Below are 24,158 nucleotides of genomic sequence, written 5' to 3'. Positions count from 1 at the left end.
CCGGCGCTCCTGACGAGCGCGCACGGCCTTTTCGCAGCGCATGCCGCAAGCCCTCGCCGAGGGCTGCCCCGGCATGCCTCCACCACAGGATCAGACATGTCTTCTGCCTCACTGTCCGGGCGTACCGCGCTCGTCACCGGAGCCACCTCCGGCATCGGCTACGAGACCGCGCGCCTCCTCGCCGAGCGCGGCGTCACCGTGCTCGTGCACGGCCGCACCGCCGACGAGGCCCAGGCCGCCGTCGACAGGCTCATCGCCATGGCCGGCATCGACGCCTCGCGGCTGCGCGCCCTCGCCGCCGACTTCACCCATCTGGAGGAAGTCGAGCGGCTCGCTGCCCTCGTCGTCGCCGAACACCCGCACCTGGACGTCCTGGTGAACAACGCGGGCATGGCCGCGCCGGAGCGCCACACCATCACCGCCGACGGCAACGAGATCGCCTTCCAGGTGAACTTCCTCGCCCACTTCCTCCTGACCGGCCTGCTGGAGGCGTCCCTGACCAGCGAGCCCGGCGGCCGCGTCGTCAACGTCTCGTCGTCGCTGCACCGCACCGCGTCCATCCAGTGGAGCGACCCGAACCGCGCCCGCCGCTACTCCCGCCTGGCCGCCTACGCCCAGTCGCAGCTCGCGCTCACGGTCTTCGCCGCCGACCCGCGCGTCACCGCCGTGTCCGTGCACCCCGGCGTGTGCGACACCGCGCTGCTGCCGCTGTACGCCCACGAGGGCACGTCGGCCACCGCGGGCGCCGCGCACGTGGTGCGCCTGTGCGACCCGGCCACGGAGATCGTCAACGGCGCGTACTACGACCGCTCCGAGCGGGTCGAGCCGGCCGCGGCCGCCCTGGAGGACCGCACCGTCAAGCGTCTGAACAAGCTCGCCGCCCTGCTGGTGGGCCACACCTCTTGAAGGAGTCGAACGCCTGGATGTCCAAGCGCGCACGCAAGAAGAGAGCCCGCCGTAGGAAGAAGGCCAACCACGGCAGCAAGGCAGGGAGCTAGCCTGCCGCCACCTGGTCAGCGGTGCCGTCCTCCAGACCCGGGGACGGCACCGCTGACCGCCTCAGAGCCCCGCACCGACCGCACCCAGGGCATCCCCCGTCCCACCCCGGCCCCCGGCCGACCGCAGCACCGCCCTCGGACGACCGCGCCAGAGCTCCGGCGCCACCCCGCACTCCCGAACGCCCGCCCCACGCCCCTCCCGGAGGACCACCCCGTGATCCCGCTCCCGCGGCACCGACTTCCCGCCCTCACCAGCTGGTTCGCCGCCGGAGCCGCCGGCACGGCCGCGCTGCCCGAGCACGTCCGGGCGCACGGCACCGGCCAGTGGTGGGCCGACCGCGCCGACGCGCCGCGCGCCCTCGCGGTGTCCTGCGCCGGTCATGTGCTGCTCAGCGGCGACCCGAGCGCGGTGGCTCCGGGCGGCCTCGCGCAGTTCACGACCAGTCATGTCGTGGCCTCGGCACGGTTCCTGCCCGTGCTCGCCGCCGCCTTCGACCGCCTCGTGCCCGACGAGCGCATGGTGTACGTCCACCGGGAGCGCGCCGTCGCGCCCCGGCCGCCGCGCGGGGTGCGGGTGCGCCGGGTGACGAGTGACGACGCGCTCGCACTCGCGGCGCTCTGGCCCGACTCGGGCTGGATCCACTCCAGTTGGGGCGGCCCCTCGGCGCTGGCCGCCTCCGGGCACGCCGTCGCCGCCTTCGACCGTGCCGACCGGGCCGTGGCCGTGGCGTGCGCCTACTTCGCGGGCGACGCGTACGAGGACGTGGCCGTGGCCACCGCGCCCGAGCACCGCCGCAAGGGCCTCGCGCACGCTTGCGTCGCCGCGCTCACGGCGGACATTTCGGCCCGCGGCCGCACCGCGAGCTGGTCCTGTGCCCGCGCCAACCGGCCCAGTCGCCTGCTCGCCTGGACGGCCGGGTTCCGCCTGGAGCGCGAGTACACCCACTACGTCACCGGCGGCGCCCCGCGCGGCACCGGCGCCGACATCGGCCACACCGCCGGACAGGGGTTGGTCCCCGCCCAGGCCACCCCGCGGATGTCGGCGAAAACCCCTGTTTGAAGGCGTGCGGAGCACCGCTGCGACCCCTACGAAACCCCTATATATTACCTGCGGGTAATAACTTGCGGGCTGGCCGAGTTCAAGACTGACGGGGAGAGTGCAAGGTCACAGCGGTGCCCGGGCATAGGGCCCTGATTGAGCCCTAGCATCGGAACATGACGGTCCAGCCTGACGACGGGCTTTCCCTGGCCGCCGAGTTCCCTGATGCGACCCATGAGCAGTGGCAACGCCTGGTGGAGGGCGTACTGCGGAAGTCGGGTAAGGACGTATCGGGGACGGCGGCGGAGAAAGCGCTGTCCACCGCGCTCGAGGACGGGCTCAGCACCCGCCCCCTGTACACCGCCCGTGACGCGGTGGCCGATGTCGGCCATCCGGGTTTCGCCCCGTTCGTACGCGGCGGACGCGCCGCGGGCGGTGCCGCGACCGGTTGGGACGTACGGCAGCGGCACACGACGGGCGACCCCGTCCGCACGAACGAGTCGATCCTCGCCGACCTCGAGAACGGCGTGACGTCGCTGTGGCTCACCCTCGGCCCGGACGCGCTGCCGGTGTCCGGCCTGGAGCGGGCGCTCGCCGGCGTCTATCTGGACCTGGCCCCGATCGTGCTCGACGCCGGAGCCGATGTCGGGCCCGCCGCCCGTGAGTTGCTGCGCCTGATCGAGGCCGCGGGCGTCGCCAAGGACGCGGCGCGCGGCAACCTCGGCGCCGACCCGCTGGCGTACGAGGCGCGCACGGGACAGGAGTTGGAGTCGGAGGCGGCCGTCGAACTGGCGCGGCTGTGCGGCCGTGAGTACGGCGGCCTGCGCGCGTTCACCGTGGACTCCCTGCCGTACCACGAGGCGGGCGGCTCGGCCGCGCAGGAGCTGGGCGCGTCCCTGGCGACCGGCGTGGCCTATCTGCGACTCCTGACCGGCGCGGGCCTCACCCTGCAAGAGGCGTGCGCGCAACTGGAGTTCCGGTACGCGGCCACGGCCGACCAGTTCCTGACCATCGCCAAGCTCCGCGCGGCCCGGCGCCTTTGGGCGCGCGTCGCCGAGGCGAGCGGCGACGTCGACGCGGGCGCGCAGCGCCAGCACGCGGTGACCTCGCCGGTGATGATGGCGCGCCGCGACCCGTGGGTGAACATGCTCCGCACCACCGTGGCCTGCCTGAGCGCGGGCGCGGGCGGCGCGGACGCGGTCACCGTGCTGCCGTTCGACCACTCCCTGGGCCAGCCGGACGCCTTCGCGCGCCGCATCGCCCGCAACACCTCGACGATCCTCCTGGAGGAGTCACACCTGGCGCGGGTCATCGACCCGGCGGGCGGCTCGTACTACGTGGAGCGGCTCACCGACGAACTCGCGCACGCCGCCTGGGAGTTCTTCCAGGAGATCGAGCGCGCGGGCGGCCAGGCGGCGGCCCTGCGCTCCGGTCTGCTCGGCGACCGGCTGGCGGCGACGTGGGCGGAGCGCGGCAAGAAGCTCGCCAAGCGCCGCGAACCCATCACGGGCGTCAGCGAGTTCCCGAACCTCGCCGAGAAGCCCGTGCGGCGCGAGAGCGCTCCCGCCGGTCCGACGGGCGGCCTGCCGCGCGTGCGCCGCGACGAGGCGTACGAAGCCCTGCGGGCCCGCTCCGACGCCCACCTCGCCGGGACCGGCACCCGCCCCAAGGTGTTCCTGGCGGCCCTCGGCCCGGCCGCGGCTCACACCGCGCGCGCCGCGTTCGCCTCGAACCTCTTCCAGGCGGGTGGCATCGAGGCCGTCCACGACCCGGTGTCCGTGGACGCCGCGAGCGCCGCCGACGCCTTCCTGGCCAGTGGTGCGCGCGTCGCCTGCCTGTGCTCCAGTGACGCCCTGTACGCGGAGGAGGCGGCCGCGGTCGCCGCCGCGCTGAAGTCGGCGGGCGCGGAGCGGGTATTCCTTGCTGGACGGCCCGGTGAGTTCGGGGACGTCGACGCCTATGTCTTCGCCGGCTGCGACGCCGTGGCCGTGCTCACCTCCACCCTCGACCTCATGGGAGTGGCGCCATGACGATCCCCGACTTCTCCGGCATCGGCCTGGAGCCGGACGCGGCCCCGCGGGGCTCCGCCGAGCAGTGGCGCGCCGCGGTCGAGACGGCCACCGGCAAGGACGCGGACGACCTGCTGTGGGAGACCCCGGAGGGCATCGCCGTCCAGCCGCTGTACACGGGCGCCGACCTGGAGGGCCTGGACTTCCTGGGCACGTACCCGGGCGTCGCGCCGTATCTGCGCGGTCCGTATCCGACGATGTACGTCAACCAGCCCTGGACGATCCGGCAGTACGCGGGCTTCTCCACGGCTCAGGAGTCCAACGCCTTCTACCGCCGCAACCTCGCGGCGGGCCAGAAGGGCCTGTCCGTCGCCTTCGACCTGCCGACCCACCGCGGCTACGACAGCGACCACCCGCGGGTGACCGGTGACGTCGGCATGGCGGGCGTGGCGATCGACTCGATCTACGACATGCGGCAGCTCTTCGACGGCATTCCGCTGGACAAGATGACCGTGTCGATGACGATGAACGGCGCCGTGCTGCCCGTGCTCGCGCTGTACATCGTCGCCGCCGAGGAGCAGGGGGTGCCGCCGGAGAAGCTGGCGGGGACCATCCAGAACGACATCCTCAAAGAGTTCATGGTCCGCAACACCTACATCTATCCGCCGAAGCCCTCGATGCGGATCATCTCCGACATCTTCTCGTTCACCTCGCAGAAGATGCCGCGCTACAACTCCATCTCGATCTCCGGCTATCACATCCAGGAAGCCGGAGCGACGGCCGACCTGGAGCTGGCGTACACCCTCGCGGACGGCGTCGAGTACCTGCGGGCGGGCCGGGAAGCGGGGCTGGACGTGGACGCGTTCGCGCCGCGCCTGTCGTTCTTCTGGGCGATCGGCATGAACTTCTTCATGGAGGTCGCCAAGCTCCGCGCGGCTCGGCTGCTGTGGGCGAAGCTGGTCAAGCAGTTCGAGCCGAAGAACGCCAAGTCCCTGTCGTTGCGCACCCATTCGCAGACCTCCGGCTGGTCCCTGACCGCGCAGGACGTCTTCAACAACGTGACCCGCACCTGCGTGGAGGCGATGGCGGCGACGCAGGGCCACACCCAGTCCCTGCACACGAACGCCCTCGACGAGGCGCTGGCCCTGCCCACGGACTTCTCGGCGCGCATCGCCCGCAACACCCAGCTCCTGCTCCAGCAGGAGTCGGGCACCTGCCGGGTCATCGACCCGTGGGGCGGCAGCGCGTACGTGGAGAAGCTGACGTACGACCTGGCGCGCCGCACCTGGCAGCACATCCAGGAGGTCGAGGCGGCGGGCGGCATGGCGCAGGCCATCGACGCGGGCATCCCGAAGCTGCGCGTGGAGGAGGCCGCGGCGCGCACGCAGGCCCGCATCGACTCCGGGCGGCAGCCGGTGATCGGCGTGAACAAGTACCGTGTGGACAGCGACGAGCAGATCGAGGTCCTGAAGGTCGACAACTCCTCGGTGCGGACCCAGCAGATCGAGAAGCTGCGGCGGCTGCGCGAGGAGCGCGACGAGGCGGTCTGCCAGGACGCGCTGCGCAAGCTCACCGCGTCGGCCGAGCGCGGCTCGGGCCCCGGTCTTGAGGGCAACCTGCTCGCGCTCGCGGTCGACGCGGCCCGCGCGAAGGCGACGGTCGGCGAGATCTCGGACGCCCTGGAGAAGGCGTACGGGCGGCACGCGGGCCAGATCCGTACGATCTCCGGTGTGTACCGCACCGAAGCAGGCCCGTCGCCGTCCGTGGAGCGCACTCGCGCGCTGGTGAAGTCCTTCGAGGAGGCCGAGGGCCGCCGTCCGCGCATCCTGGTCGCCAAGATGGGCCAGGACGGTCACGACCGCGGCCAGAAAGTCATCGCGACCGCCTTCGCCGACCTGGGCTTCGACGTCGACGTCGGCCCGCTGTTCCAGACGCCCGCGGAGGTGGCGCGGCAGGCCGTCGAGGCGGACGTGCACATCGTCGGCGTCTCCTCGCTGGCGGCGGGGCACCTGACGCTGGTCCCGGCGCTGCGCGCGGAGCTGGCCGAGGAGGGCCGCGAGGACATCATGATCGTCGTGGGCGGCGTGATCCCCCCGCAGGACGTGGCGGCGCTGCACGAGGCGGGCGCGGCGGCGGTGTTCCCGCCCGGCACGGTCATCCCCGACGCGGCGTACGACCTGGTGCGGCGGCTCGCCGCCGGTCTGGGCCACGAACTGCCCGGCGAGGCCGCTTCCGGCAGTGGCGAGCTGTGAGCCGCTGAGCCCATGGCACCGAGGATCGATCTCGACACATATGTGAAGGGCGTGCTCGACGGCAAGCGCGCGCACATCGCGCGGGCGATCACGCTCGTGGAGTCCACCAGGGCCGAACACCGGGCGCTCGCCCAGCAGTTGCTGACACAGCTGCTCCCGCACTCGGGGCGGGCGCGGCGCATCGGCATCAGCGGCGTGCCGGGAGTCGGCAAGTCGACGTTCATCGACGCGCTCGGCACGATGCTGACGTCGCTGGGCCACCGGGTCGCGGTGCTCGCCGTCGACCCGTCCTCGACGCGGACGGGCGGCTCCATCCTGGGCGACAAGACCCGGATGGAACGCCTCGCGGTGGACCCGATGGCGTTCGTGCGGCCCTCGCCCACGGCGGGGACGCTCGGCGGCGTCGCGAAGGCGACGCGGGAGTCCATCGTGGTGATGGAGGCGGCGGGGTACGACGTGGTGCTCGTGGAGACCGTCGGCGTCGGCCAGTCCGAGACGGCCGTGGCGAACATGGTCGACACGTTCCTGCTCCTGACCCTCGCCCGCACCGGCGACCAACTGCAGGGCATCAAGAAGGGCGTCCTGGAGCTGGCCGACGTGATCGCGGTCAACAAGGCGGACGGCCCGCACGAGCGGGACGCGCGCTCGGCGGCACGGGAGCTGGCGGGCGCCCTGCGCCTCATGCACCCCTCCGACGCCGCGTGGACGCCGCCCGTGCTGAGCTGCAGCGCCCGCGAGTCCAAGGGCCTGGACACCCTCTGGGACCGGCTCGAACAGCATCGGGCGCTCCTGGACTCCACCGGCCGCCTCGCCGCGAAACGCCGTGACCAGCAGGTCGACTGGACGTGGACGATGGTGCGCGACGAACTCCTCGGCCGCCTGCACGCCCACCCCGACGTGCGACGCCTCGCACCGGACCTGGAGCAGCGGGTGCGGGAGGGGACGCTGACGGCGACGTCGGCGGCGGAGCGGATCCTGGACGCGTTCCAGCAGCCGTCCGGCACGGACACCGGCACCAGCAGAACCGCCAGCACCAGCACGGACACCGGCACCGGCACCGGCACCGGCACCGGCACCGGCACCGGCACCAAGGAGGACTCGGCTCAGTGAGTGTCGACGCACCGCCGGTGCTGACGAGGGTCGAGGGCCGCGCGGGCCACATCGTCCTGAACCGGCCCCGCGCCCTGAACGCGCTCGACCACCCGATGGTCCGCCTCATCGACGAGGCGCTGACCGCGTGGGAGCACGACGACGCGGTCCGCACGGTTGTCGTGACGGGCGCCGGTGAGCGCGGCCTGTGCGCGGGCGGTGACATCCGGGCCGTGCGTGCGGACATCCTCGCGGGCGGCGGCGCGGCGTCGGCGGCGTTCTGGCACGACGAGTACCTGCTCAACGCCCGCATCGCGCGCTACGGGAAGCCGTACGTGGCGGTGATGGACGGGTACGTGATGGGCGGCGGCGTCGGGGTCTCGGCACACGGCGACGTGCGCGTCGTCACCGAGCGGTCCCAGGTCGCCATGCCGGAGACGATCATCGGCTTCGTCCTGGACGTCGGCGCCACGCACCTGCTGACGCGGGCGCCGGGCGAACTCGGTACGCATCTGGCGCTGACCGGCACGGCGATGGGCGCGGGCGACGCGCTGCTGTGCGGCCTCGCCGACCACTACGTGCCGTCGGAGCGCCTCGCGGACTTCACGGCGGCGCTCGCGGACACCGACGCGCCGGACGCCGTGCGGACCTACGCCGCGCCTGCGCCGGAGGGCGAACTCGCCGCTCGCCGCGCGTGGATCGACTCCTGCTACGCCGCCGACTCGGTGGAGGAGATCGTCGACCGCCTGCAGTCCTGTGGCGAGCGGGCGGCGAAGGAGACCGCCGAGGTCCTGCTGTCGCGCTCCCCCACCGCGCTGAAGGTCACGCTGGCCGCGCTGCGCCGGGCGCGGGCCCTGGGTTACCTGGAGGAGGCGCTCAACCAGGAGTACCGGGTGTCGTGCGCCTGTCTGACGGCGCCGGACTTCCCGGAGGGGGTGCGGGCCCAGGTCGTCGACAAGGACCGGGCCCCGCGGTGGTCGCCCGCCGAGCTGGGGTCGGTGACGGAGGCGGCCGTGGAGCGGTTCTTCGGGCCTTGTGCGTATGGGGAGTTGGGGCTGCGTCCCTGAGCGGGTGGAGCCGCACCCCGGGCCTGGCGCGCCGTCGGATAGGGCTCTGCCGTGCTGACGGCGCCGCTCCCGGCTTCGCCCTCACCGCCGACCGCGCCTGCTCCCGGCTACGGCGGGTCGACCACCGTGATCACGGCGAGGAGTTGCACGGCGAGACGCTCACCCCAGCGGGCGACGCCCAGGGCTATCCAGTGCCCTTCGACCCGCCACAGGTGGAGGTCGGGGACGGATTCGCTGAGCGTGGCCCACGGGTCGGGGATCGGCTCGCCCGCACCGTCGGCCTCCTGGGCCATGACGCGGATGAGGACGCCGGTCAGGCCGAAGACCTGCGGCTCGCCCCAGCGCTCGGTGAGGAGCACGGCCAAGGCGTCCCGCTCGGCCTCGCACTGCGCCTCCGTCTCCTCGTGGGCCGTGCCGTCGTCGTCCCACAGCTGGTCGTGCGTCGCTAACTCCGCGACGTGGAAACCGGGTCCGCCGTAGCCGTGCTCCGACCTGCCGGGCGCCGCGGGGAAGTCCCGGGCGCGCAGCAGGTCGATCGCGGCGAGGTGGTCTGCGCTGCTCATGTGTCCAGTAAAGCCGCCGCCACTGACATTTGGCTGCCCGTCAGGCGTCGGACGACTGACGAGGCCTCACGCGTCCCGCCGCCGCACCGCCCACCACCCGGCGGCCAGCGCCGCCGCGGCCCACAGCACGGTCACCCCGAGACCCGCCCAGGGGCCGAGCATTCCGCTGGGGTCCTCGTGCAGGATCTGCTGTCCGGCCCGGCCGGGCAGGAACTGGGCCGCGCCGCCCGACATGTCCCCGAGCACGAACGGGACGATCAGGGTGAACGGGATCAGCACGCCGAGCACGGCGACCCCGCTGCGCAGCACCGCCGTGAGGCCCGCCGCGAACAGCGCCATCAGCGCGAGGTACACGCCGCCCCCGACGCACGCGCGCACCGCCCCCGGGTGGCCGAGCCCGATCGCGTACTCACCGAGGAAGGCCTGGCCGCCCAGGAACGTGGTGAAGCTGGTGACGAGCCCCACCAGGAGCGCCGCCGCGCCCAGGACGGCGATCTTCGCCCCGTAGAACAGGCCCCGGCGCGGCACGGCCGCCAGGGAGACCCGCAGCGCGCTGTTGACGTACTCGGAGCTGACGGCCGTCGCACCGAAGCTGATGACGGCGACCTGCCCGAAGTTGAACGCGTAGAAGGCGTCGAAGAGGGGTTCGGCGTCGGCGTTGTCGGCCTCCGCGCGGCCGACGGTGGCGAAGACGAGGACCGTGATCGCGACGGTCGCCACGAACACCGCGATGAGCGAGCCGACGCTCCCCCGCAGCGACTTGATCTTGATCCATTCGGAGTGGAGCACGGCGGACGTGGACACGGTCAGGCCTCCTGGAGGGGTGCGGGGTCGGCAGCGGACGCGGCGAACTCCGTCTCGGCGGCGGTCAGCGTGAGGTACGCCTCCTCCAGGGAGGCCTCCTCGTCGGCGAGTTCGAGGATCGGCACGCCGTCCTGGGCGGCGAGCCTGCCGATCACCTCGGCCCGGACGCCGTCGACCGTCCAGCGGCCGTCGTCCGCCTCGGTCAGCTCGTGCCCCGCGCGGGCGAGCACCGCGCGCAGCCGGGCCGGGTCGGTGGTGCGCGCCCGGACGCGCGGTCGGCTGTGCCCGGCGATGAACTCCCGCATCGGCATGTCCGCGAGCAGCCTGCCCCGGCCGAGGACCACCAGGTGGTCGGCGAACGTCGCGGTCTCGTTCATGAGGTGGCTGGACACCAGGACGGTGCGGCCCTCGCGGGCCAGACGCAGCATCAGCTCACGGATCCAGATGATCCCTTCGGGGTCGAGCCCGTTGGACGGTTCGTCCAGGAGCACCACGGCGGGGTCCCCGAGCAGCGCGGCGGCGATCCCGAGGCGCTGCCGCATGCCCAGGGAGTACGTCTTCACGCGGCGGCCCGCGACCGCGGTGAGGCCGGTCTCCTCCAGGACCTCGTCCACGCGCGCGGGGGCGATGCGGTTGCTCACGGCGAGCGCGAGGAGGTGGTTGCGGGCGGTGCGGGACCCGTGCGCGGCCTGCGCGTCGAGCAGGGCGCCGACCTGGCGGAGCGGTTCGTCGTACGTGGCGTACGGGCGGCCGCCGACGGTGGCGGTGCCGGACGTGGGCCGGTCGAGGCCGAGCACGATGCGCAACGTGGTGGACTTTCCGGCGCCGTTGGGGCCGAGGAAGCCGGTGACCTGGCCGGGGCGGACGCTGAAGGTCACGTCGTCCACCGCGCGGGTGGTGCCGTACTCCTTGGTGAGCTGTTGGACGTCGATGCTGGTCATGGGCACAGCGTCGCGGTCGGCGCGGGGCGGCGGCTTCCCCCGCCCGGGGAGATCGTCTCCCCCGTGCGGGGGAGCCGGGCCCGGCGCGGGTGCTGGCACGATGACGGCATGCCCCGCTTCCTGCGACCGCTCGCCCGCGCGGTCACGTACACCCGCTGGCTGCACGTGCTCCTCGGCGCCGTCCCCGGGCTGACGTGCGCGTCGGTCTACGGGATCTCGGATGCGAAGGCCCTCGACCTGTTCGTGGGGTTCTTCGTCCTCCCGATCCCCCTGGGCATCGCGGCCGGTCTGGTGCCAGCGATGCGCCGGGCCGAGGGCCTGCAGGCGCGGCTGATGCTGTTTCCCGGCGCCCACGCGCGCGGGGCGGCCGGTCCGTCCGACGCGGAGCGCGTCGACTCCGGTGTCTCCGTCATGCCGTCGGCCTCCTGGAACGAGCGGTGCCGCACGGCGCTCTGGCTGCTGCTGCGCATGGAGACGGGGTGCGCGACGGGTTTCGCGTCGACGCTGCTCATCGGGCAGACGCTGGCGCTGATCGGTGCGACGGCGCAGGAGCGGACGGCGGATCCGGCGCTGTTCTTCCCCTCGCTGGCGGACGGCCCCTGGTGGGTGGACGCGCTGCTCGTCCCCGTGCCGCTGCTGATCCTGCTCGGCTTCGTCGTCGTGGTGGGGCACTTCGTGGCAGCCATCGCCGAACGCCTCCTCGGCCCCTCCCCCGCCCAGCGCCTCGCCGCCCTGGAGGAGCGCACCGAGCAACTCCTGGAGCGCAACCGCATCGCCCGCGAACTGCACGACTCCATCGGGCACGCGCTGACCGTCGCGGTGGTGCAGGCGGGCGCCGCGCGGGCCACCGCCGACCCGGCGTTCACCGAGCGCGCCCTGGAAGCCATCGAGGACACCGGCCGCCATGCCTTGGAGGACCTGGAGCGGGTCCTGCGGGTGCTGCGGGAGGACGGCCAGCCCGCGCGCCAGCGGCCGACGCTCGCGGACGCCGACCGGCTGCTTGACTCCGCGCGCACGTCGGGGGTGAAGGTCGAGGCCGAGGTGACGGGCCCGGTGGACCGGCTGCCGGGGCCGGTGTCAGGCGAGGGCTACCGCATGCTCCAGGAGTCCCTGACGAACGTCCTGCGGCACGCGGGCCCGGTGCCGGTACACGTCCGAGTCGCCGCCGACGACGGCCTGCTCACGCTCGACGTACGCAACGCCCTGTCCGGGCCCGCGACACCCACCGGGCGCGGCGGCAGCGGCCTGCGCGGGATCCGCGAGCGCGCGACCCTGCTCGGCGGGCGGGCACACACGGGGCCGCACGAAGGCGACTGGCGGGTCCACGTCGAACTGCCCCTGACGTGACGGCAGCCACGGCCGAAACGACGACGGCACGGACTACGTAGAGGCTCACTTCGCACATAGCGGCCGACTTCCTACGTAGCGCCCGCTTCGGGACGCGGCGGCCGTAGGGCTCGCTTCGGGACTCGGCGGCGTACCGGAAAACCCGTGATCTACGCTGACCGAATGCCGGTCACCGTCCTGCTCGTCGACGACGAGCCCCTCGTCCGCGCGGGTCTGCGTGCCGTCCTGGAGGCGCAGCCCGACATCGAGGTCGTCGGGGAGGCCGCGGACGGCGCCGCCGTGATCCCGCTGGTGCGGGAGCTGCGGCCGGACGTGGTCGCCATGGACGTGCGCATGCCGCTGCTCGACGGCATCGAGGCCACCCGCGCGGTGCTGCGCACGGTCACCGACCCGCCCAAGATCCTCGTCATCACGACCTTCGAGAACGACGAGTACGTGTACGAGGCGCTGCGCGCGGGCGCCGACGGCTTCCTGCTGAAGCGGGCCAGGCCCGCGGAGATCGTGCACGCGGTGCGCCTGGTGGCCGAGGGCGAGTCGCTGCTGTTCCCGGCTGCGGTGCGTGATCTTGCGGGCGCCCACGGGCGGCAGCGGGGCAATCCGGACGCCCGGGCGGCCCTGGAGCGGGCCGCGCTGACGGGGCGCGAGGAGGAGGTGCTGCGGCTGATGGCGCGCGGTCTGTCGAACGCGGAGATCGCGGCGCGCCTCGTCGTCGGCAACGAGACGGTGAAGTCGCATGTGAGCTCGCTGCTCGCGAAACTCGGGGCGCGCGACCGGACCCAGGCCGTCATCGTGGCGTACGAATCCGGCTTCGTGGCTCCGGGCTGAACCGGCCCTCTTGCGGGCGGCCTGATCGGCACTCGCCCCGATCGGTGGCTTCCGAGTACTCTTCGCCCATCATGCGCATGGGATGGAAGGACGGACGTTGGGGCGGCTGACCGGCGGAGATCCTTCTCTGCTACGGCGGATCAACTCCGCGGTCGTGCTGCACGCGCTGCGTGCGGCGGACTTCGCGACACTCACCGAGATCACCCGGGTGACGGGGCTTTCGCGGCCCACCGTCGAGGGCGTGGTCGAAGGGCTCAGCGAGGCCGGGCTCGTCGTGGAGACGGACGCGGACGAGGGGGGCGCGCGGCGGCAGGGTCGACCGGCGCGGAAGTTCCGGTTCCGGGCGGAGGCGGGACATCTGCTCGGTCTCGAGATCGGTCCGCACCGCGTCGCCGCCGTCCTGTCCGACCTCGACGGCAAGATCCTCGGCACCGCGGCGAAGGACGTGTCCGAGACGGCACCCGCCGACGAGCGCCTCGACCGGATGCGGAGCGCCGTCGCCGATCTGCTGCGCCGCGCGGGCGTCTCTCGTGGCTCGCTGCGCGCCGTCGGCGTCGGCAGCCCGGGGATCGTGGAGGCCGACGGCTCCGTGCGGCTGAGCACGGCGCTGCCGGGCTGGACGGGCCTGCCGCTGGGCGAGCGGCTGCGGCGCTCCTTCAAGTGTCCGGTCCTGGTGGAGAACGACGCCAACGCGGCAGCGGTCGCCGAGCACTGGAAGGGCGCGGCGACGGAGTCGGACGACGTGGTGTTCGTCCTGGCCGGGCTGAGCCCCGGTGCCGGTTCGCTGATCGGCGGGCGGCTGCACCGGGGGTACGGCGGGGCGGCGGGCGAGATCGGCGCGCTGCACCTGCTGGGCCGTGAGGTGACTCCGGAGACGCTGCTCTCGACCACGGACGAGCCGCTGCACCCGCTGGACGAGCAGGCGGTCGCCGAGGTCTTCGCCCACGCGCGCGAGGGCGACGAGCGGGCGCGGGCGGCGGTCGACCGCTTCATCCGCCGCCTGGTGCACGACGTGGCCGCGCTGGTCCTCGCGCTCGACCCGGAGCTGGTCGTGGTGGGCGGCTGGGCGGCGGGCCTGGACGGCGTCCTGGAGCCGCTGCACCGGGAGCTGGCCCGCTACTGCCTGCGGCCGCCCCGGGTGACGCTGTCGATGCTCGGCGAGGCGGCGGTGGCCACGGGCGCGTTGCGGCTCGCGCTCGACCACGTGGAGGAGGAGCTGTTCGCGGTGGAGGGCACGGTGACCGCGCGGCAGTAGGGCGCGGAAGTGCTCACGTCCCCGGGGCGTGGGGCCCGCCGGCTCTCCCGCTCGACGTCGGCTTGCTTGACGCCACAAGGCTGTCGACACCAGCAGGCTTCCGCCGCCGCAAGGCTTTCGACGCCAGCAGGCGAGGCCCCCTCTCGACGGATCGAGAGGGGGCCTCGCCTTCAAGAAGCCTGCTGTCGCGGGTCAGGAAGCCTGCTGCTCCGGCCCGTGGTGGATCTCGACCGCGCCCTGGTCGCCGAAGGTGAGGCGGCAGGTGTCCGCGCGGTACGTCGCCATGGAGAGCGCGGCCGTGCGCCCGTCGGCGAGGAAGCGCGTGGTGACGACCAGGACCGGGGCACCGGGCAGCCGGTCCAGGGCCTTGGCGTCGTCCGCGCGGGCGGAGCCGAGCTCGACGGAGCGGTCCTGGCCCTCCAGGGCGAGGCGGCCCAGCTCGCGCAGCACGGCCCGCGCGCGTGCCGCGCCCGCGGGGGCGTCGATCGCGGAGAGGTCGGGGACCGAGGCCGCCGGGACGTACAGCAGCTCGGCGGCGACGGGCTGGCCGTGCGAGACGCGGGTGCGGCGCACCACGTGCACCGGCTCGTCCGGGTCGATGTCCAGGGCGCGGGCCACCTCGGCGGGCGGGAGCGCGGGCTCGCTGTCCGCGGGCTGCCAGGCGTCCCCGGCCTCGCCGGGCCAGGTGCCCTGGGCGGAGCCGACGGCCACGCCCATGCGGGGCGGCGCGACGGTCGTGCCGACGCCGCGCCGGCGCTGCAGGCGTCCTTCCAGCTCAAGCTGTTCCAGGGCCTGGCGGAGCGTCGCGCGGGCGACGCCGAACCGGGCCGCGAGGTCGCGTTCGTTGGGCAGGATCTCGCCCACGGCGAACTCGGAGTCCAGTGCTTCGCTGAGCACGGTCTTGAGGTGCCAGTACTTCGGCTCCGGCACCGATTCCAGCTGCGTGGTCCCCACCCTGTCCTCCGCAATCGCCGTGCGCAGGCGGCTTTTTCGCGCCTTGTTTATTAAAGGTTCCTGCACTATCTCAGCGACGATAGAGCCGCGCTCACCCTTGGTCAAGACCAATCCTGAGTCCGTTACAGCCCGCAGTGAAGTGGTGCCACAGAGCATTCACGTGCTGTTCGCGCGTGGTCGACACCGGACCTGCGGGCGTGACGCGATTCGATACGTCGCCGCCGTGGCCGCGCACAGCGCAGCCCCCGTCCGGTGCACGGGCAGGGGCTGTGTCGCGCGGGTCGGGGCGCTAGGCGCCGAGCCCCACGAGCTTGTCCGGATTCCGCACGATGTACACGCGCTGGACGTGTCCGTCGGCGATCGCCAACTGGATGACGCTGTCGGGCTTGCCGTCGACTACGAAGAGGATGGATTCGATGCCGTTCAGCTCCAGGTAGCGAATCTCGAACCCGGGGCTCTCCGCGGCGCCCTTGCGGGTGGCGCCCACGATGAAGCGGCCCACCTTGTCGGCCGACTGCACGACCCGCAGCGGCGCCCTGGCCTTGCCGCCGCTGTCGCCCACCAGGTGGGCGTCCGGCGCGAGCATGGACACCAGCCCGTCCAGGTCGCCGTCCACGGCGGCGGCGAGGAAGCGCTCGGTGAGGTCGCGGCGCTCGGCCGGGTCGACCTCGAAGCGGGGCCGCCCCTCCTCGACGTGCTTGCGGGCGCGCCCGGCGAGCTGACGGACGGCGGCCTCGCTGCGGTCGAGCGTCTCGGCGATCTCAGCGAACGGGAACCCGAAGGCCTCGCGCAGCACGAACACCGCGCGTTCCAGCGGCGACAGGGACTCCAGGACGACGAGGACGGCGAGCGACACGGTGTCGGCGAGAACGGCCTTCTCCGCGGTGTCGGGCACGGTCGGCCCGAAGTCCGTGACCAGCGGCTCGGGGAGCCACGGCCCGACGTAGGACTCGCGGCGCGACTGCGCGTGGCGCAGCCGGTCGATGGCGAGGCGGGTGGTGATCCGCACCAGGTAGGCGCGCGGTTCACGCACTTCCTCGCGGTCGCCCGCCGACCAGCGCAGCCAGGCGTCCTGGACGACGTCCTCGGCGTCGGCCACCCGCCCGAGCATGCGGTAGGCGACGCCCATGAGGACGGGCCGGTGCTCTTCGAAGACGTCGGTCGCGGTGTCGGTAGCCACCCGACCATCCCAGCCGACGGATCTGCTCGTGTCCACCCGTGCCGGACAAGCGGACGAGGATCACATCGGGCGCGCGACCGGCCGTGCCCGGGCGCGGCCGCAAGTCGGCGCCGCCGCGCTCTTGAAGTCGTACCTACTGAGCGGTAATTGTTCCTGACAAGGTGTCTAAGTCAGGAGCAGTCATGGCCGCACGGGTGGCAGAGGTCGCAGAGGCCGCAGAGGTGTCGTTCAGCGTCGAGTCGCACCGCGGGCCGCGCCCGGTGACCGTCTCGTACCAGCGCTCCGGCACCGGGGCACCACTGCTCCTGCTGCACGGCATCGGTCACCACCGGCAGGCCTGGGACCCCGTGATCGGCATTCTCGCGGCCGAGCGTGACGTGATCGCCGTGGACCTGCCCGGCTTCGGCGTCTCCCCGGCCCTGCCGGACGGGCTCACGTACGACCTGTCGACGGTGGTGCCCGCGCTGCACGCCCTGTGCGGGGCCCTGGGCGTCGAACGACCGCACGTGGCGGGCAACTCGCTGGGCGGTCTGCTCGCCCTCGAACTGGGCCGGGAGAAGCTCGTACGGTCCGTCACCGCGCTGTCGCCCGCCGGGTTCTGGAGCGAGGCGGAGCGCCGGTACGCGTTCACGACGCTCCGCGCGATGCACGGGATCGCGCGGAGCATGCCCCTGCCGATGGTCGAGCGGCTGTCGCGCAGCGCCGTCGGCCGGACCGCGCTCACCAGCACCATCTACGCCCACCCGGGGCACCGTTCGCCGGACGCGGTGGTCGCGGAGACGCTGGCGCTGCGGAACGCCACCGGCTTCCACGAGACGTTGGCCGCCGGGCGGTCCGTGCGCTTCCGCGCCGACGTGCCGGGGCTGCCGGTCACCATCGCCTGGGGCACCCAGGACCGGCTGCTGCTGCGCCGCCAGGGCGTCCGCGCCAAGCACGCCATCCCCGGGGCCCGCCTCGTGCGGCTGCCCGGATGCGGGCACGTCCCGATGCACGACGACCCGGCACTCGTGGCGCGCGTCGTCCTCGACACCAGCCGCTGACCGCCGGAGGCCGGGCACAGGCCGTCGCCCTCCAGCGTCGGCACGCGTCGGCCGTCCTCGTACGACCGGGCACGACCGGACATGACCGGCCCCTGACCTGGGGCCGCGGCCCCGGGACCGGTGCCGCGCGAGTCGATGCCCGGCGCGGCGGTTCCCCTGTGCCCATGGGCAGTTGTTCACTTGTGGTTCGCGTGGGCGCCGTGGCGCCGCAGTACACGTGGCACTGCACATCCGGCCGATTCGCCGTCTCTGGAGGCGTCTTCATGTCACACCGTCCGTCGAGCCCGTCCCCGCGCCGCCGCAGCCTGCTGCGCGGTTCGCTCGCCGTGCCCGCCGCGGCGCTCGCGGTGCCCGCACTGTCCGGCGCGGCCCCGGCGCTGGCCCTGCGGGGGCGCCCGAGCGCCGACTGGGGGGTACAGGCCGGTGACGTGGGCGCGCACTCGGGGCTCGTGTGGGTCCGCTCCGACCGGCCCGCCCACATGATCGTGGAGACGTCCGCCACGGAGTCGTTCCGGCGACCGACCCGCTGGCACGGCCCGCTGCTCGGCCCCCGCACCGACTTCACCGGGACGACGCGGCTGCGCGGGCTGCCCTCGGGCGAGCAGATCCACTACCGCGTGCTCCTGGCCGACCCCGACGACCCGCGCCGCACCGGGAAACCGGTGACCGGCACGTTCCGTACGACCTCCCTGAGACGCCGGGACGACGTGCGCTTCCTTTGGTCGGGGGACATCGCGGGCCAGGGCTGGGGCATCAACCCGGAGCTGGGCGGCTGGCAGGTCTACGAAGAGATGCGCGGCCGCAACCCCGACTTCTTCCTGTGCAGCGGCGACAACATCTACGCCGACGGCCCCATCCAGGCGAGCGTCAAGCTGCCCGACGGGCGGGTGTGGAAGAACATCACCACTCCGGAGAAGTCGAAGGTCGCCGAGACCCTCGCGGAGTTCCGCGGCAACTTCCGCTACAACCTGCTCGACGAGCACCTGCGCCGCTTCAACGCCCAGGTGCCGTCCATCGTGCAGTGGGACGACCACGAGGTGCGCAACAACTGGTACCCGGGACAGATCCTGGAGGACGCCCGCTACACGGAGAAGGACGTCGACGTCCTCGCGGGGCGTTCGCTGCGCGCGTTCAGCGAGTACTACCCGATCTCCACGCAGCGCCCCGGCGACCGCGACGGCCGGGTGTACCGGGTCCTCCGGCACGGCCCGCTCCTGGACGTGTTCGTGCTCGACATGCGTACGTACCGCAACGCCAACTCGCCGAACCGGCAGCCCGAGGACGCCACCGGCATCCTGGGCGCCGAACAGCTCGCCTGGCTGAAGCGGGAGCTGTCGCGCTCGCGCGCGGTGTGGAAGGTCATCGCCTCCGACATGCCGCTGGGCCTGGTGGTCGGGGACGGCCAGGTGAACTTCGAGGCCGTCGCGCAGGGCGACCCGGGCGCGCCGCTCGGCCGTGAGCTGCAGATCGCCGAGTTGCTGCGGCACATCAAGCACCGCCGGATCACCGGCACGGTGTGGCTGACGGCCGATGTGCACTACACCTCGGCGCAGCACTACGACCCCTCGCGCGCCGCCTTCAAGGACTTCGCGCCGTTCTGGGAATTCGTGTCCGGGCCCCTCGCCGCGGGCGGTTTCCCGGCCGTGAAACTCGATGGAACCTTCGGCCCGGACCAGACGTTCGTCAAGGCGCCGGACCGAGCCAACACATCGCCGGCGGAGACACCGCCCTACTACGGAGAGGTGGACATCGACGGCGACAGCGGCGAGTTGACGGTGCGACTGCGGCAGCAGGGCGGAGGCGTGCTCTTCACCAAGGTGCTGCAGCCGGGACGCGTGGGCCAGTGACGACCCGCGCGGGTGCGGGCCGACCCTACGGCCGGTCGGCACCCGCGTGGACCGTTGCGGGCATACGGGGGACAGCAACGGACAACCGGGGTGAGCAAAGAGTAATGAAACGGACAGAACCGCTCTTAACCCATCAGTCACAAACCGTTCGTGATCACGCAACACCCTTCGGCCAGAGTGACTGCATGAGTGCTGACATGTCTGATGTGACGCGCAAGAGGCACGGCAGGCCGGTGCACCACTGGCGCCGGGACCTCGTCGAACTCGCCGCGCTGTTCACGGCCGTTGCCGTGGCGGACGCGGTGGCCAATCTCGTGGGGCACGGGCCGGACGGGCCCGAGCTGCTCCTTGTGTCGGCCGTGCTCCTGGCGGCCACGGCCGGGTTCCACACATGGTGGGCACGACGCCACACGCATGCGCCGCCAGGCGCGGACGGCCGCGATACGGATACGCCGCTGCTCCCGGACCAGGAGCAGCCCGCCGACACCGCCACCACTGCCACCGGGACGACGACCGAGTCCGCCACGACCGCGCCGGGGGCCTCCGGCGCGGCGGCCGGTCCGGCGCCCGGGCCGACGACGCTGTGGCGCCTGCGCACGACCGTGCGCGACGCCCCCGGCTCGCTGGCCCTGCTGTGCGCGGCGCTGGCCGGGGACAGCGTCGACATCCTGAGCCTGCAGACCCACCCGCTGGCCGACGGCACGGTCGACGAGTTCCTGCTGCGGGCCCCGGCGGCGCTGCCCGCGGCCGACCTGACGCGCACGGTCTCCCGGGCGGGCGGGTCGAGCACCTGGATCGAGCGGGCCGACGCCCACGACCTGGTGGACGCGCCCACCCGCATCCTGGGCCTGGCCACGCGCACGGCCCTGGACGCGGCGGAACTGCCGCTCGCGCTGCGCCAGTTGCTGGGCCGCTGCACGATCCGCTCGCTGCCCGCCAAGCCGGGGCGAGCCCTCGCAGAGGAGGCGCCCGTCGAGGGCGTACTGGACGGGACCGTGCTGCGGCTGCGGGCCCCCGAAGGCGGAGTGATCACGGTCGAGCGTCCCTATCTCCCGTTCACCCCCACGGAGTTCGCCCGCGCGCGGGCGCTCGTGGAGCTGGACGCCCGGCTCGGCCCGCGCATCCCGCGCGGGCAGGACGTGCTGACGCTCCCCGAGGGCAGCGACATCACGGTGAGCCGCGCCGACACGGGCGACCTCCGGGCCGCCAAGGACATGCACGACCGCTGCTCGAAGCGCACCCTGGGCATGCGGTACCACGGTCCGGTCAACGACGCCGACCGCTACCTCAACCACCTCCTGAGCCCGCGCTTCGGCCGCACGCTCGCCGCCCGCACCGCGTCCGGCCGGGTCGTCGGCCTCGGCCATCTGCTGTGGGACGGCGACGAGACGGAGATCGCGCTGCTCGTCGAGGACGACTGGCAGCGGCGCGGCATCGGCGGCGAACTCCTGGGCCGCCTGGTCACGATGGCGACCGAGGCGGGCTGCGAGAGCGTGTACGCGGTCACACAGTCCTCCAACACCGGCATGGTCGCCGCGATGCGCGGCCTCAACCTCCCCCTGGACTTCCAGATCGAGGAGGGCACGCTGGTCATCACCGCCCGCCTCGACGCGACACCGGTGCGGTCGCACCTGCCGTACGACAGCCGTCAGTAGCGCCTGCGCCACCCATAGGTCCAGCCTCGACCGGACGCCCGTGCCCCATCGCCTCGTGCGATCGGGGTGCGGGCGTCCGCCGTAGCCGTGTACCGCGTACCGGAGGGGCCGTACTTCCAGGCCCCGCCCAGGTGTCGCCGCAGGGTCTGCGTCAGGCTCTGTTTCAGGCGCCCGCAGCCCGCTCCCCCGGCGTGAACCCGTGCCCGCGCGCCCACCGGACGACCACGAGCGCCAGCAGCCCCAGCACCAACAAGAGCCACGGGAAGGCCGCCGCCCCGACCGGCGCCAGGAGCAGCCCGCCGACCAGGCCCCCACCGGCGACGGCGAGGTTGAAGACGGTGACCAGCATCGACTGCGCGACGTCGGCCCCGTCCCCGGCCGTGTCCGCGATCGCCGTCTGGAGGAGCGTGGGCGCGCCCCCGAACGTCGCACCCCACGCGACGACCCCCACGAGCACCGCGCCCGCCGACCCGCTGCCGACGCCGAGCACGAGCGCGGCGCAGGCGAATCCGGCTAGCCCCAGCAGGGTCAGCGCCCGCAGCATCCGGTCGACGAGCAGCCCCGTCACCCAGATGCCCGCGATGGCCGAGGCGCCGAAGACCAGCAGGACGAGGTCGACCCGGTCGTCGAGGCCGGACTTCTTCGCGTACGGCGCGATGTAGGTGTAGAGGACGTTGTGCGCGAGGATCCAGAGGAGGATCACGCCGAGGACCGGGCGGATGCCGGGCTTCAGGAAGATCCGCCGTACGGGCTCGCGGCTGCCCGCGTCCTGCCCCGGGAAGTCGGGCACGAGGGCCCGCACCCACACCATGAGGGCGAGCGCCAGCGCCGACATCGTCCAGAACACCCCGCGCCAGTCGAACAGCGACCCCAGCCACGCGCCGAGCGGCACGCCGAAGGCCAGCGCGACCGGCTGCCCCACGCCCACGACGGCCAGCGCCCGGCCCTGCAGTCGCGGCGGGACGAGGCGCCGCGCGTACCCCGCGAGCAGCCCCCAGATCACCCCCGCCGCCATGCCCGCGGCGAACCGGGCCACGAGGGTGAGCGCGTAGTCGGACGACAGGGCGGTCACCGAGTTGAACAGGAACAGGCCGCCGACGGCGCACAGGAGCAGCGGCCGTCTCCGTACGCTGCGCGTCGCGGCGATGACCGGGATCGCGGCCACGACCGAGCCGACGGCGTACAGCGTGACGAGCTGCCCGGCGAGCCCCTCCGACACGTCCAGGCCCCGCCCGATCTGGGGCAGCAGCCCGGCGGGCATCGTCTCCGTCATGATCGTGAGGAATCCGGCGGTGGTGAAGGCGAGCAGCCGGGCGATGGGTATGCGGTCCGCGGTCGGGGGCTTGCCCGGGTCGGTGGCGGTCGGCGTACCGGTGACCGCCGCCGTATCGGCGGAGGCCCCGCCGGTCGGCGTACCGGTGACCGCCCTCGAATCGGCGGAGGCCCCACCGGCACCCCTCACGCGACGCCTCCGGCACGGTCGGCGGGAGCGCCCTGGGCGGGCCGGGCCACGAGGTACGAGGCAGCCATGTCCTTGTCCCCGTGCCCGGCGTCGGCCGCCCGCCGGAACCTGTCCAGCCCGGCCGCGCTCACCTCGGCCGCCACCCCGGCCGACTCCGCCGCCGCCACGACGAGTTCCGCGTCCTTGACCGAGTTGCCCACGGAGAAGCTGGTCGCGTAGTCGCCCTTGAGCATCGCGGCGGCCTTGGCCTGGAAGAACCCGCTGTCCAGCGGTCCGCCCGCGACCGCGTCGACGACCAGCGCCGGGTCCACGCCCAACGCCTCGGCCAGGGCGAGGCTCTCGGCGGCGCCATGCGTGAGGGCGAACACGAGGCTGTTCAGGGCGAGCTTGAGGCGGCTGGCCACGCCGGGCTCGTCCGAGACCCAGACCGTGCGCCCGCCGATCGCGTCGAACACCAGCCGCGCCGGCTCCAGCGGCTCCCCGGCGGCGCGCGGCCCCGAGGCGAGGATCACCAACGCGCCGTTCTCCGCGGGCTGCTTGGTGCCCTGCACCGGCGCGTCGTACAGCACGAGCCCGTACTCCTCCGCGAGCCGCGCCAGCTCGTCGATCGCGTCCGCGCCGACCGTGCTCAACTGCACCCACACCGCGCCCTCGGCCAGCGCGGGCGCGGCCGCCGTCAGCGCCTCGCGCACGGCGGGTCCGTCCTTGAGGACGGTCACCACGACGTCGGCGCCCGCGACCGCCTCGGCCGGGGTGCCGCACACCTCGATGCCCTCGTACGCGGCGAGGGGTTCCGCCCTGGCGTGGGTCCTGTTCCAGACGCGTACCGCGAAGTGCGCCTGCAGATGGCGGGCCACGGGCGCGCCGATGATCCCGGTGCCCAGTACGGCGACCTTCTTCTGCGCCATGTGCGTCCTCCTCGAAGAGACTGTCATAATTGACCGATCGTTCTGTTATTGAGGCGTGAGAATCCCTGCCCGGGACACGAACCGTCAAGGCAGGTCGAGTCCAGGCAGAGGGACGTGGAAGAGAGGGAGTTGGGACAGAGGGAGTTGGGACGGAGAGGGCTGGAGCAGGGAGAGCTGAACCCCGGAAGACCCGGAAACCCCGAGGCCCGGAGACCCGGAGACCCGGAGACCCGGAGACCCGGAGACCCGGAGACCCGGAGACAGCGTGCGTCTACACGAGCAGGGCCAGCGCCTGTTTCGCCGCCCCCCGCACCCGGGCCTCCCCGCCGGAGACCTTGCCGACCACCCGCATCCCCTGCAACAGCACGAGCAGCATGCGGGCGAGGGCACGCGGATCACGGTCCGCGGGGATCTCCCCCTGGGCCCGCGCGCGGGTGAGCGCGGCATGGAGGAGCGTCTCGATCTGCTCCCAGTTCAGCTCGACCCTGCGGTCGGCCGCGGGGTCGTGCGGGGCCAGCTCCGCCGCCGTGTTGGTGACGAAGCAGCCCGCGAGCCGGGAGTCGGGCGCCGACGACTCGGCCACGAACCGGTCGAACAGGGCACGGATGCCCGGCAGCGCGGGTCCCGGCCGGGAGAGTTCGTCGAGCAGCAGCGGATCGTTGAGTTCCGTGTAGCGGTCCATCGCCTTCAGATACAGCTCGCGCTTGTTGCCGAAGGTCGCGTAGATACTGGCGCGGCCGATACCCAGGTGCTCGACGAGGTCCGCCATGGACGTCGCCTCGTAGCCACGGCTCCAGAACAGGTCGAGCGCGGCCCTGAGCGCGGCGTCGGGGTCGAATTCCTTGGTCCTGGCCATGGGACAGACGCTAACTCCATCTGGAACGATCAGTCAACTAAAGGAAGGAAGATCGCCGCCGCGCCCC

General features: G+C 73.2%; 20 protein-coding genes. 12 read left to right on the top strand and 8 right to left on the bottom strand.

What is annotated here, in order from left to right:
- Nucleotides 1-96: 96 nt before the first annotated feature.
- From IE274_RS07355 to IE274_RS07330, 6 genes are all read left to right on the top strand, one after another.
- Nucleotides 97-906, top strand: a complete 810-nt coding sequence (locus tag IE274_RS07355; RefSeq protein ID WP_190114806.1) for an SDR family NAD(P)-dependent oxidoreductase — start codon at nt 97-99, stop codon at nt 904-906.
- 306 nt (nt 907-1,212) lie between these two features.
- Nucleotides 1,213-2,058, top strand: a complete 846-nt coding sequence (locus IE274_RS07350) for a GNAT family N-acetyltransferase (RefSeq protein ID WP_190114805.1) — start codon at nt 1,213-1,215, stop codon at nt 2,056-2,058.
- A gap of 155 nt (nt 2,059-2,213) precedes the next feature.
- On the top strand, nt 2,214-4,067 hold the full coding sequence (mutA, locus tag IE274_RS07345) for a methylmalonyl-CoA mutase small subunit (RefSeq protein WP_190114804.1): 1,854 nt from the start codon (nt 2,214-2,216) through the stop codon (nt 4,065-4,067).
- Nucleotides 4,064-6,298, top strand: coding sequence for a methylmalonyl-CoA mutase (gene scpA / locus IE274_RS07340; RefSeq protein WP_190114803.1), 2,235 nt, complete (start codon nt 4,064-4,066; stop codon nt 6,296-6,298). The genes mutA and scpA overlap by 4 nt, the downstream gene beginning before the upstream one ends.
- Before the next feature lie 12 nt (nt 6,299-6,310).
- The gene (meaB, locus tag IE274_RS07335) at nt 6,311-7,408 is read left to right on the top strand and encodes a methylmalonyl Co-A mutase-associated GTPase MeaB (protein ID WP_229909335.1); all 1,098 of its coding nucleotides are present in this window, start codon (nt 6,311-6,313) and stop codon (nt 7,406-7,408) included.
- A complete protein-coding gene (locus IE274_RS07330; protein ID WP_229909333.1) occupies nt 7,405-8,454 on the top strand; it encodes an enoyl-CoA hydratase/isomerase family protein in 1,050 nt (349 codons plus the stop codon). The genes meaB and IE274_RS07330 overlap by 4 nt, the downstream gene beginning before the upstream one ends.
- Before the next feature lie 107 nt (nt 8,455-8,561).
- On the opposite strand, the gene IE274_RS07325 is transcribed toward IE274_RS07330, so the two are convergent.
- The 3 genes from IE274_RS07325 to IE274_RS07315 form a co-directional block, all read right to left on the bottom strand.
- Nucleotides 8,562-9,017, bottom strand: a complete 456-nt coding sequence (locus IE274_RS07325; RefSeq protein WP_190114802.1) for a hypothetical protein — start codon at nt 9,015-9,017, stop codon at nt 8,562-8,564.
- 66 nt (nt 9,018-9,083) lie between these two features.
- Nucleotides 9,084-9,827, bottom strand: coding sequence for an ABC transporter permease (locus IE274_RS07320; protein ID WP_190115324.1), 744 nt, complete (start codon nt 9,825-9,827; stop codon nt 9,084-9,086).
- Complete coding sequence (locus IE274_RS07315; protein WP_190114801.1) at nt 9,824-10,762, bottom strand: ABC transporter ATP-binding protein; 939 nt, start codon at nt 10,760-10,762, stop codon at nt 9,824-9,826. The genes IE274_RS07320 and IE274_RS07315 overlap by 4 nt, the downstream gene beginning before the upstream one ends.
- A gap of 108 nt (nt 10,763-10,870) precedes the next feature.
- Here IE274_RS07315 and IE274_RS07310 point away from each other — a divergent pair, with 108 nt between their 5' ends.
- The 3 genes from IE274_RS07310 to IE274_RS07300 all read left to right on the top strand — a co-directional run bounded on the left by IE274_RS07310 (nt 10,871) and on the right by IE274_RS07300 (nt 14,189).
- Nucleotides 10,871-12,109 (top strand): sensor histidine kinase, encoded by a 1,239-nt coding sequence (locus tag IE274_RS07310; protein ID WP_190114800.1) that lies wholly within the window; start codon nt 10,871-10,873, stop codon nt 12,107-12,109.
- Between the two features lie 162 nt (nt 12,110-12,271).
- The gene (locus IE274_RS07305; protein WP_190114799.1) at nt 12,272-12,934 is read left to right on the top strand and encodes a response regulator transcription factor; all 663 of its coding nucleotides are present in this window, start codon (nt 12,272-12,274) and stop codon (nt 12,932-12,934) included.
- A gap of 97 nt (nt 12,935-13,031) precedes the next feature.
- Nucleotides 13,032-14,189: an ROK family transcriptional regulator gene (locus IE274_RS07300; RefSeq protein WP_190115323.1), complete on the top strand. Its 1,158-nt coding sequence runs from the start codon at nt 13,032-13,034 to the stop codon at nt 14,187-14,189.
- A 192-nt stretch (nt 14,190-14,381) separates the two neighbouring features.
- On the opposite strand, the gene IE274_RS07295 is transcribed toward IE274_RS07300, so the two are convergent.
- Nucleotides 14,382-15,143: a GntR family transcriptional regulator gene (locus IE274_RS07295; protein WP_190115322.1), complete on the bottom strand. Its 762-nt coding sequence runs from the start codon at nt 15,141-15,143 to the stop codon at nt 14,382-14,384.
- Between the two features lie 289 nt (nt 15,144-15,432).
- Nucleotides 15,433-16,323, bottom strand: a complete 891-nt coding sequence (gene sigJ, locus IE274_RS07290; RefSeq protein WP_190114798.1) for an RNA polymerase sigma factor SigJ — start codon at nt 16,321-16,323, stop codon at nt 15,433-15,435.
- Nucleotides 16,324-16,505: 182 nt separating this feature from the next.
- Between sigJ and IE274_RS07285 the strand changes: the two genes are divergently transcribed.
- The 3 genes from IE274_RS07285 to IE274_RS07275 all read left to right on the top strand — a co-directional run bounded on the left by IE274_RS07285 (nt 16,506) and on the right by IE274_RS07275 (nt 20,865).
- Complete coding sequence (locus tag IE274_RS07285) at nt 16,506-17,363, top strand: alpha/beta fold hydrolase (RefSeq protein ID WP_190114797.1); 858 nt, start codon at nt 16,506-16,508, stop codon at nt 17,361-17,363.
- Nucleotides 17,364-17,626: 263 nt separating this feature from the next.
- Nucleotides 17,627-19,210, top strand: coding sequence for an alkaline phosphatase D family protein (locus tag IE274_RS07280; RefSeq protein ID WP_190114796.1), 1,584 nt, complete (start codon nt 17,627-17,629; stop codon nt 19,208-19,210).
- A gap of 197 nt (nt 19,211-19,407) precedes the next feature.
- The gene (locus IE274_RS07275; RefSeq protein ID WP_229909332.1) at nt 19,408-20,865 is read left to right on the top strand and encodes a GNAT family N-acetyltransferase; all 1,458 of its coding nucleotides are present in this window, start codon (nt 19,408-19,410) and stop codon (nt 20,863-20,865) included.
- Between the two features lie 163 nt (nt 20,866-21,028).
- Here IE274_RS07275 and IE274_RS07270 read toward each other — a convergent pair whose 3' ends face one another.
- The 3 genes from IE274_RS07270 to IE274_RS07260 form a co-directional block, all read right to left on the bottom strand.
- Nucleotides 21,029-22,327 (bottom strand): MFS transporter, encoded by a 1,299-nt coding sequence (locus IE274_RS07270; protein WP_190114794.1) that lies wholly within the window; start codon nt 22,325-22,327, stop codon nt 21,029-21,031.
- Nucleotides 22,324-23,235 carry an NAD(P)-dependent oxidoreductase gene (locus IE274_RS07265; protein WP_190114793.1) on the bottom strand — a complete coding sequence of 304 codons (912 nt, stop codon included), beginning with the start codon at nt 23,233-23,235 and terminating at the stop codon, nt 22,324-22,326. The genes IE274_RS07270 and IE274_RS07265 overlap by 4 nt, the downstream gene beginning before the upstream one ends.
- Nucleotides 23,236-23,506: 271 nt before the next feature.
- Nucleotides 23,507-24,091, bottom strand: a complete 585-nt coding sequence (locus IE274_RS07260; RefSeq protein ID WP_190114792.1) for a TetR/AcrR family transcriptional regulator — start codon at nt 24,089-24,091, stop codon at nt 23,507-23,509.
- Nucleotides 24,092-24,158: the final 67 nt, after the last annotated feature.

The organism is Streptomyces flavofungini (assembly GCF_014650815.1).
Taxonomy (GTDB): Bacteria; Actinomycetota; Actinomycetes; order Streptomycetales; family Streptomycetaceae; genus Streptomyces; species Streptomyces flavofungini.
The sequence above is the reverse complement of the archived record's forward strand: the minus strand, read 5'-3'. Positions and strand labels throughout refer to the sequence as shown.

Bases quoted from the DNA above. Each gene is read 5' to 3' on its own strand.
- mutA (WP_190114804.1), top strand. From the start codon at position 2,214: ATGACGGTCCAGCCTGACGACGGGCTTTCCCTGGCCGCCGAGTTCCCT.
- IE274_RS07325 (WP_190114802.1), bottom strand. From the start codon at position 9,017: ATGAGCAGCGCAGACCACCTCGCCGCGATCGACCTGCTGCGCGCCCGG.
- IE274_RS07275 (WP_229909332.1), top strand. From the start codon at position 19,408: ATGTCTGATGTGACGCGCAAGAGGCACGGCAGGCCGGTGCACCACTGG.
- IE274_RS07265 (WP_190114793.1), bottom strand. From the start codon at position 23,235: ATGGCGCAGAAGAAGGTCGCCGTACTGGGCACCGGGATCATCGGCGCG.
- IE274_RS07355 (WP_190114806.1), top strand. From the start codon at position 97: ATGTCTTCTGCCTCACTGTCCGGGCGTACCGCGCTCGTCACCGGAGCC.
- IE274_RS07310 (WP_190114800.1), top strand. From the start codon at position 10,871: ATGCCCCGCTTCCTGCGACCGCTCGCCCGCGCGGTCACGTACACCCGC.
- IE274_RS07280 (WP_190114796.1), top strand. From the start codon at position 17,627: ATGTCACACCGTCCGTCGAGCCCGTCCCCGCGCCGCCGCAGCCTGCTG.
- IE274_RS07285 (WP_190114797.1), top strand. From the start codon at position 16,506: ATGGCCGCACGGGTGGCAGAGGTCGCAGAGGCCGCAGAGGTGTCGTTC.
- IE274_RS07305 (WP_190114799.1), top strand. From the start codon at position 12,272: ATGCCGGTCACCGTCCTGCTCGTCGACGACGAGCCCCTCGTCCGCGCG.
- scpA (WP_190114803.1), top strand. From the start codon at position 4,064: ATGACGATCCCCGACTTCTCCGGCATCGGCCTGGAGCCGGACGCGGCC.
- IE274_RS07260 (WP_190114792.1), bottom strand. From the start codon at position 24,091: ATGGCCAGGACCAAGGAATTCGACCCCGACGCCGCGCTCAGGGCCGCG.
- meaB (WP_229909335.1), top strand. From the start codon at position 6,311: ATGGCACCGAGGATCGATCTCGACACATATGTGAAGGGCGTGCTCGAC.
- IE274_RS07315 (WP_190114801.1), bottom strand. From the start codon at position 10,762: ATGACCAGCATCGACGTCCAACAGCTCACCAAGGAGTACGGCACCACC.